Annotated in this window: 7 protein-coding genes; 5 read left to right on the forward strand and 2 right to left on the reverse strand. The window is 56.0% G+C overall.

Translation table 11 applies throughout. The features are described 5' to 3' along the window. Positions 1–426: 426 nt before the first annotated feature. The 5 genes from shc (at position 427) to VH413_08465 (ending at position 6,212) form a co-directional block, all read left to right on the forward strand. Positions 427–2,478, forward strand: a complete 2,052-nt coding sequence (shc, locus tag VH413_08445) for a squalene--hopene cyclase (protein ID HEX3798717.1) — start codon at positions 427–429, stop codon at positions 2,476–2,478. Between the two features lie 24 nt (positions 2,479–2,502). Further along, positions 2,503–3,621, forward strand: a complete 1,119-nt coding sequence (locus tag VH413_08450) for a quinone-dependent dihydroorotate dehydrogenase (GenBank protein HEX3798718.1) — start codon at positions 2,503–2,505, stop codon at positions 3,619–3,621. 108 nt (positions 3,622–3,729) lie between these two features. Continuing rightward, complete coding sequence (locus VH413_08455; protein ID HEX3798719.1) at positions 3,730–4,059, forward strand: HU family DNA-binding protein; 330 nt, start codon at positions 3,730–3,732, stop codon at positions 4,057–4,059. A gap of 105 nt (positions 4,060–4,164) precedes the next feature. Further along, a complete protein-coding gene (gene hisS, locus VH413_08460; GenBank protein HEX3798720.1) occupies positions 4,165–5,448 on the forward strand; it encodes a histidine--tRNA ligase in 1,284 nt (427 codons plus the stop codon). Then, positions 5,445–6,212: a class I SAM-dependent methyltransferase gene (locus tag VH413_08465; protein HEX3798721.1), complete on the forward strand. Its 768-nt coding sequence runs from the start codon at positions 5,445–5,447 to the stop codon at positions 6,210–6,212. Before hisS ends, VH413_08465 begins: the two co-directional genes overlap by 4 nt. Positions 6,213–6,327: 115 nt before the next feature. Here VH413_08465 and rplS read toward each other — a convergent pair whose 3' ends face one another. Both rplS and trmD read right to left on the reverse strand, forming a co-directional pair. Next, positions 6,328–6,780, reverse strand: coding sequence for a 50S ribosomal protein L19 (rplS, locus tag VH413_08470; protein ID HEX3798722.1), 453 nt, complete (start codon positions 6,778–6,780; stop codon positions 6,328–6,330). 38 nt (positions 6,781–6,818) lie between these two features. Then, on the reverse strand, positions 6,819–7,487 hold the full coding sequence (gene trmD, locus VH413_08475; protein ID HEX3798723.1) for a tRNA (guanosine(37)-N1)-methyltransferase TrmD: 669 nt from the start codon (positions 7,485–7,487) through the stop codon (positions 6,819–6,821). Positions 7,488–7,657 lie beyond the last annotated feature (170 nt).

Below are 7,657 nucleotides of genomic sequence, written 5' to 3' on the forward strand. Positions count from 1 at the left end.
TCGGGCGGCTGCGCAGCAGCGCAGCCCTAGCTTGCGCAGATTGTCGGTTGTCAGTGTCGGGGCGATGTGCTGGACGATGCGATTTTGTAACCTATGGAAGGGTGGACTGTCTTTGGCGGATGTGGCATGGTGGGGGCAGTTCTTTGATAAAGGAGATGAGAATTTACACCAAGGCCGGTTTTAGTGATTTGGGGTGTTCTGAAGGCTGAAGTGGATAAAAATAGCCATTTGATGCGGGTTGGGTCGGTTTGGCTCGGGTAAGTTCGCAAAAATAGTTCGCCTTGGTCCGGATAAGTTCGCCTTGGCTCGCTTAAGCTCGCTTAGGCTGGGGAAAATTAGTTACGGCTCGTGGGTTCGCCCGCCCTTCCCCCCCGCTTGGTGATAAAACACTTTACAGCGCGACGGCGTATTCGCAGAGTATGGCCTGTGTCAGGTACTTTTACTCAGGACAGTAAACTGGACAGCAAACCGCTACAAACAGACTTCGGATTTCGGCTGCGAGCCGATCTCGAAAATGCCATTCGCCGTTCCCAGAACTATCTGCTTCGGGAACAAAAACCCGAAGGATATTGGGTCGGCGAACTGATGGTGGATTCGACGATCGTTTCGGATACGATTGCTTATCATCATTGGAACGGCAAGGTGGACCGGCACTGGCAGCGCAAGGCGGTCAACCATATCTTTTCCATGCAGTTGCCGGACGGCGGCTGGAATATCTATTACGGCGGCCCGTCCGAGGTGAATGCGACGATCAAGGCGTATCTGGCGCTGAAACTCGCCGGAGTTCCGGCGACGGACCCGCGGCTGTTGCGGGCGCGCGCGATGGCACTGAGCCTGGGCGGTGTGCCGCGCATGAATACTTTCTCGAAGCTGTATCTGGCGCTGCTGGGGTTGTTCCCGTGGGATTATGTGCCGACGATTCCGTGCGAGGTGATCCTCATCGGCAAATGGTTTCACGTGAATTTTTACGAGATGAGTTCGTGGAGCCGTTCGATGCTGGTTCCGCTGGCGATCATCAATCATTTCAAACCGACGCGCCAGTTGCAATCGCCGGTGAACCTCGACGAGTTGTATCCCGAAGGTTATCACGAACGCGACATGGCGTTGCGGCCCGATCCGCAGCCGATCACGTGGCGTAATTTTTTCCTGTGGCTCGACAAGCTGCATAAATTTGCCGAGTTGTTCGTGCATGCGGGCATCCATCCGTTTCGGCGGCGCGCGCTAAAAAAATGCGAGGAGTGGATGCTGGAACGGTTTGAAGGCTCGAATGGCTTGGCGGCGATTTTTCCGGCGATGTTGAATTCGCTGATCGCGTTGAAGGCGCTGGGTTATCCCGACGATCATCCACAGATCAAACGCGCAGAGGCGGAGTTAAAAAAGCTCGAGCACGAGACGCCCACGACGGTGCGCATCGAGCCGTGCCTCTCGCCGGTTTGGGACACGGCCATCGTGGCGATCTGTTTGCACGAATCCGGTTTGCCGAGCGATCATCCGGCGTTGAAGCAAGCGACCGAATGGCTGATGACGAAGGAAATTCGTTTTCGCGGCGATTGGTATTACAAGAATCCCGTGGACGTGGAGCCGAGCGGGTGGGTTTTCGAGTTTGAAAATAAATGGAACCCCGACGTGGACGATACGGCGATGGTGCTGCTAGCGTTGCGAAAAATTCCGACGGACAATCCGACGGCGCGCGATGAGTGTTTCCAGCGCGGCTTGAAATGGATGCTCGCGTTCCAATGCAAGGACGGCGGCTGGGCGGCGTTCGACAAGGATTGCACGAAGGGCATTCTGGAGAAGGTGCCGTTCGCGGATCATAACGCGATGCTGGACCCCGAGTGCGCGGACATCACGGCGCGTATTTTGGAGTTGATGGGCTACGAGGGTTTCAACATTGATCATCCGCAGATCAAGAAGGCGATCCAGTTTTTGCGCGACGAACAGGAAGAGGATGGTTCGTGGTACGGCCGGTGGGGTGTGAATTTTGTTTATGGCACGTGGCAGGTGTTACGCGGCATGCGCGCGCTGGGGATCAACATGCAGCAGCAGTGGCTCCTGAAGGGGCGCGACTGGCTGGAGAGCGTGCAGCATGAGGACGGCGGTTGGGGCGAGCGTTGCAATACTTACGACGACCCGGTGTTCAAAGGCCAGGGGCCGAGCACGGCGTCGCAAACGGCGTGGGCGGTGATGGGCTTGTGCGCGTTCGACGATCCGCATCGGGAAAGCATCGAGCGCGGAATCGAATATTTGATTCAGACGCAAAATGCCGACGGCTCGTGGACAGAACACGAGACGACGGGGACGGGTTTTCCGCGCGTGTTTTATTTGAAGTACGACATGTACCGGAATAGCTGGCCGTTGCTCGCGCTGGCGACTTACCGAAATTTGGTTGAGACTTCCCAGAAAAAAAGTGAGCCGCATGTCAACGGCGTGAAGCATCATTTTTCTGAGAGCGCCGTAAAAGTTCCCAACCCGTCCTGACCGCGTGTCAACGGGACGTTTGCCATGAGTTGCTATCGCGCGCTGCTGCGTCCCCTGCTCTTCTTCCAGGACTCGGAAAAGATTCACAATCGCACCCTGGGCGCGCTCGCGTGGGCGAGCCGGCATGAGGTGGTTTGCAATTCACTTGCGAAAGTTTTTGGTGGAGAGGAATTGCCGGTGACGGCGTTTGGTTTGAATTTTCCAAATCCAGTTGGCCTCGCTGCCGGAATGGACAAGCAGGCGGCGGCGGTTCCGGTATGGGAATCTTTCGGTTTTGGTTTCAGCGAATTGGGCGGCGTGACGTGGCACGCGCAGCCCGGCAATCCCGCGCCGCGAATGTTTCGAGCGGTCGCAGACGAAGCGCTGATCAATCGCATGGGATTTAATAATCCCGGCGCGGCGGCGATGGCGGAGCGATTGGAGAGGTGGCATCGCGCCGGACGCTGGCCGAAGCATCCGGTGGGAATCAACCTGGGAAAATCCAAAGTCACACCGCTCGGCGAAGCGGCGAAGGATTATTCGGAGTCGTTGAAATTACTTTGGCCGCACGCGGATTTTTTCGTGGTGAATGTGAGTTCGCCGAACACGCCGGGATTGCGGCAGCTTCAGGATCGCGTGGCGTTGGACGAAATTTTTGCGGCGTTGCAGGAGACGAATGATTCGCTAGCGCGGACGTCGGTTGGTAACATTTCGCCGAAGCCGATTTTGGTGAAGGTCGCGCCGGATTTGTCGTTTGAGGCGTTGGACGAGATTTTGGAATTGACTGGGCCGCGACGCATCGCGGGAATCGTGGCCACGAATACGACGATCGCGCGGCCTGCGTCTCAACATGAGGCATTGAAGAAAATCTATGCGCAGGAAGGCGGGTTGAGCGGGCGTCCCTTGGCGGCGCGAAGCACGGAGGTGGTGCGGCATATTTATCGGCAGACTGGCGGAAAACTGCCGATTATTGGAGTGGGTGGGATTTTTAACGCGTCGGATGCGTGGGAGAAAATCACGGCTGGCGCGGCGTTGGTGCAGGTTTATACGGGTTTGGTATATGAAGGCCCGGGAATTGCTAAGAGGATAGTCACGGGCTTGCGCGAACGCTTGAAAGCGGAAGGCATGACGATTTTGCAAGCCGTTGGCCGCAATTCGCATTGAATGAGGCCCGCTAAGCTTTTGCGCACTACGTACTTGACGATTCAGGCAAGCGGGTCTATAACGTATATCGGAAACTAATGGTTTAACGCTCAACCTCACCAACCCACAATGACTATGACAAAGCGTGACTTGGTTATTCGTATCAGCAACGAAACCGGCTTGGTCCAGCAACAGGTCCTCGATGTCGTTCAGAAGACTTTGGATTATATTGCCGAAGCGGTGTCGAAGGGAGATAAAGTTGAATTGCGCAACTTCGGTGTGTTTGAAGTGAAAGTTCGCAAGGCGCGCATTGGCCGCAATCCGAATGCTCCCGCGACAGACGTGCCCATTCCCCAACGCTCGGTGGTGAAGTTCAAACCCGGCAAGGAAATGCGCGCGGAAGTCCTCAAGCTCACGCCGGATCAAACAACTCCCCCGCCTGCGCCTCCCGGTATCTGAACAGAATTTCCCGGCGCTCGCCGCAATGGCGGGCGCTTATCTTTCGCCAACGAAAATTGACAGTTGCTTCGCGCAGCCTTTTCGCGTTTAGCTTTCCCGACTGATATGGATCGTTTACCAGGATTTCGCGACTTCTATCCCGAACCGCTTCCGCACCCGGATGTCTGGAGTGCCGACGCGCGGCAATACATTTTCGACAAATGGCGCTCGGTAGCGCGGCGGTATGGCTTTCGCGAATACGACGGCCCGCCACTCGAACCGCTTGAGCTTTACACGACAAAAAGCGGCGAGGAAATTGTCGGCCAGCTTTATAATTTCACCGACAAGGGCCAACGCGAAATCGCCTTGCGTCCTGAGATGACGCCGACGCTTGCGCGCATGGTGGCCGCGCACGAACGCAATTATAAAAAGCCGATCAAGTGGTTCGCGCTGCCACAGTTGTTTCGTTACGAACGCCAGCAGAAGGGGCGCTTGCGCGAACACTTTCAATTCAATGCGGATATTTTTGGTGAGCAAGACGTCGCGGCGGATGCCGAATTGATCGCATTGTTGATTGATACGCTGCGCGCATTTGGATTGACCTCGAAGGATTTTGTCATTCGCCTTAGCAGCCGCAATGCGTGGCAGGATTTTTTTAATCAACGCTGCCAGGATTCGGCGAAGGCTTATGATTTTTATCAGATCATAGACAAACTTGAGCGCGAACAACCCGCGCACAGCGAGGAGAAACTAGCGAAGCTCGGATTTTCTTACGCAGAGATTACGTCGTTCATCAAAACCGGCGCGCCGACGGAAGAACTGGGCGCGGTGCTGAAAAATCTTGAAGCGCGCGCGCTGGGCGAATTTGTGAAGGTGGATTACCAGGTCATTCGCGGGCTTGCATATTATACTGGCGTGGTGTTTGAGGCGTTTGATCAACAGGGAGAATTTCGTGCCATCGCGGGCGGTGGGCGTTATGATAATTTGGTGAAACTTCTCAGCGGCGGCAAAGTCAATCTGCCGGCCTTGGGCTTCGGACTGGGTGACGTGGTGTTGCTTGAATTGTTAAAAGCGCGCGGCCTGCTGCCAAAATTCGATGCCGCGCTCGATGCGTTTTGTTTGATCGAAGATGAAGCGTCGCGCGGCGAATCACTGCGCCTGATCCAGGATTTGCGCAGCGCGGGTTACGCGATTGAGTATTCGCTGACGCCCGCTAAGCCGGATAAGCAATTCAAGCGCGCGCAGGAAACTAAAGCGGCGCATACGATCAAAGTGGAACACGACGCATCTGGTATTCTCGCCATCAAAATCAAAAATCTGCAAACGCGCGAGGAACGCATCATGCGCGGTGACGAATTTGCTTCGCAGATCAAACACCTTTTTAAAACTTACAACGGCATAAGTTCGTGATCAAGAATTCCACCACCCGCTTTTCCGGTCGCGTCGAGAATTATGTGAAATATCGGCCGAGCTATCCGGCTGCGATTATTCCGTTCTTGCAAAAGGCGTGTGGCCTTATGACGGAATCGCTGGTGGCGGACATCGGTTCAGGCACAGGAAAATTGACGGAATTATTTCTGAAGAACGGGAATCGAGTCTTCGGCGTGGAACCGAATCGCGAGATGCGCGAGGCGGGCGAACGATTGCTCAGCGATTATCCGAAGTTTCAAAGCGTCCACGCAACCGCGGAAGCCACGACGCTTGCCGATCACTCGATTGAATTGATTGTCGCGGGCCAAGCGTTCCACTGGTTCGACCGCGAGGCGGCGCGGCGGGAATTTTTTCGGATCTTGAAACCGGGCGGCTGCGTGGCGTTGATTTGGAATGACCGCAAGATCAATGCGTCGCCGTTCCTGATGGATTACGAAAAGTTGCTCGTAACGTATGCCACCGAATATCGCGAGGTGAACCACCGAAATGTTGACCTTTCAATGCTTGGTTCTTTTTTCGGGCCGGATGGATTCAAGCATGCTGAATTTCCGAATGCCCAGGTTTTTGATTGGGCCGGTTTGCAAGGCCGATTACTTTCCTCATCGTACGCGCCGGAAGCGGGTCATCCGAATCACGCGCCGATGCTTCAGGCGTTGGACAAACTTTTTGAGCGCTACCAATCCGATGGGAAAGTCGTGCTTGCCTGTGACACGATGGTTTATTACGGGCAGTTTTCGGAGTGAAGAATCAAGTCCCGCCGTGGGCGCTTCTCCCGCGAAGTCGGTCCCCATAGATCGCCGCTACAGTACGCGAAAAAGCGAAGCCGAAGCCTCGCTCTTGAAAATATGTTGTGGCGGATTAAGCGGTCGCGGGGGCGGCGGCGGAAGCTTCGGCAGCGGCAGTCTTGGCCGACGCTTTCGCAGCGGACTTGGCGGCGGCGGCATCCGCAGCAGCACTGCGGCCTTCTTTTTCCTTCACCAGCGTGGCGCCCTTGCCGAGGCGCTTGCGCAAGTAGGTGAGCTTCGCCCGGCGGACAGCGCCTTTACGCTCCACTTCAACGCGGTCAACGCGCGGCGAATGAATCGGGAACACGCGTTCCACACCTTCGCCGTAGCTGATGCGGCGCACGGTGAAGGTCGCGTTCATTCCATGTCCGCGGCGGCCGATGACCACGCCCGAGAAAATCTGGATGCGTTCCTTGTCGCCTTCAACAACCTTGGTGTGGACTTTGACAGAATCTCCCACGCTAAATTCAACCGCGGTTTTGCGATACTGTTCCGATTCAATTTTATCAAGTAATGCTTGGTTCATAAATTCTTTCCGGCGCTCACCGCGCCATTATTTTAAAATCATTTCAACAAATCTGGCCGGCGTTCCGCCGTGCGCACTCGCGCCTGCTTCGCCCGCCACTTCGCGATTTCTGCATGGTTGCCCGAGAGCAGCACGTCCGGCACCTTCATCCCGCGAAATTCCGCTGGCCGCGTGTAGTGCGGATACTCCAGCAAATTTTCGCTGAACGACTCGTCCCGCGAACTCTCGTCATCGCCCAGCACGCCGGGCAGCAGCCGCGTCACCGCGTCAATGATCACCATCGCCGGCAGCGCGCCATTCGTCAGCACATAATCGCCGATGGACAATTCGTCATCGGCCAGTTGCTCGCGGATCCGCTCGTCGAACCCTTCGTAACTGCCGCAAATCAACAGCAATTCTTCCTGCTGCGACAACTCACGCGCAATCGCCTGATCAAACTTCCGCCCCGTCGGCGAAAGCAAAATCACCCGCGTCTTGTCCGACGCCAATTTCTCCACCGCTTCAAAGATCGGCTCGGGCTTCAACAACATTCCCGGCCCGCCGCCAAACGGTTTATCATCCACCGTCTTGTGGCGGTCATGCGTGAAATCCCGTAGATTCACCACCGACAAATTCAACATCCCGTTCGTGCGCGCTCGCTGCACGATGCTCTCATCCAGCGGTCCCACGAACATCGCCGGAAACAAAGTCAGCACGTCTATCTTCATTAAACTCCCACGATCACGCGCAATCCACCACGATCCCCCGCACTCCGGCACGCGCACTAACGCCCCGCCTGCTCCTCGACAATCTCCAGGCTGCAACGCAAACCCTTCTTCGCGCTCCCCGCCAGCAACAACGACCGGATCGCGTTGATCGTCATCCCTTGGCGGCCGAT

Source organism: Verrucomicrobiia bacterium, from assembly GCA_036268055.1.
Taxonomy (GTDB): Bacteria; Verrucomicrobiota; Verrucomicrobiia; order Limisphaerales; family Pedosphaeraceae; genus DATAUW01.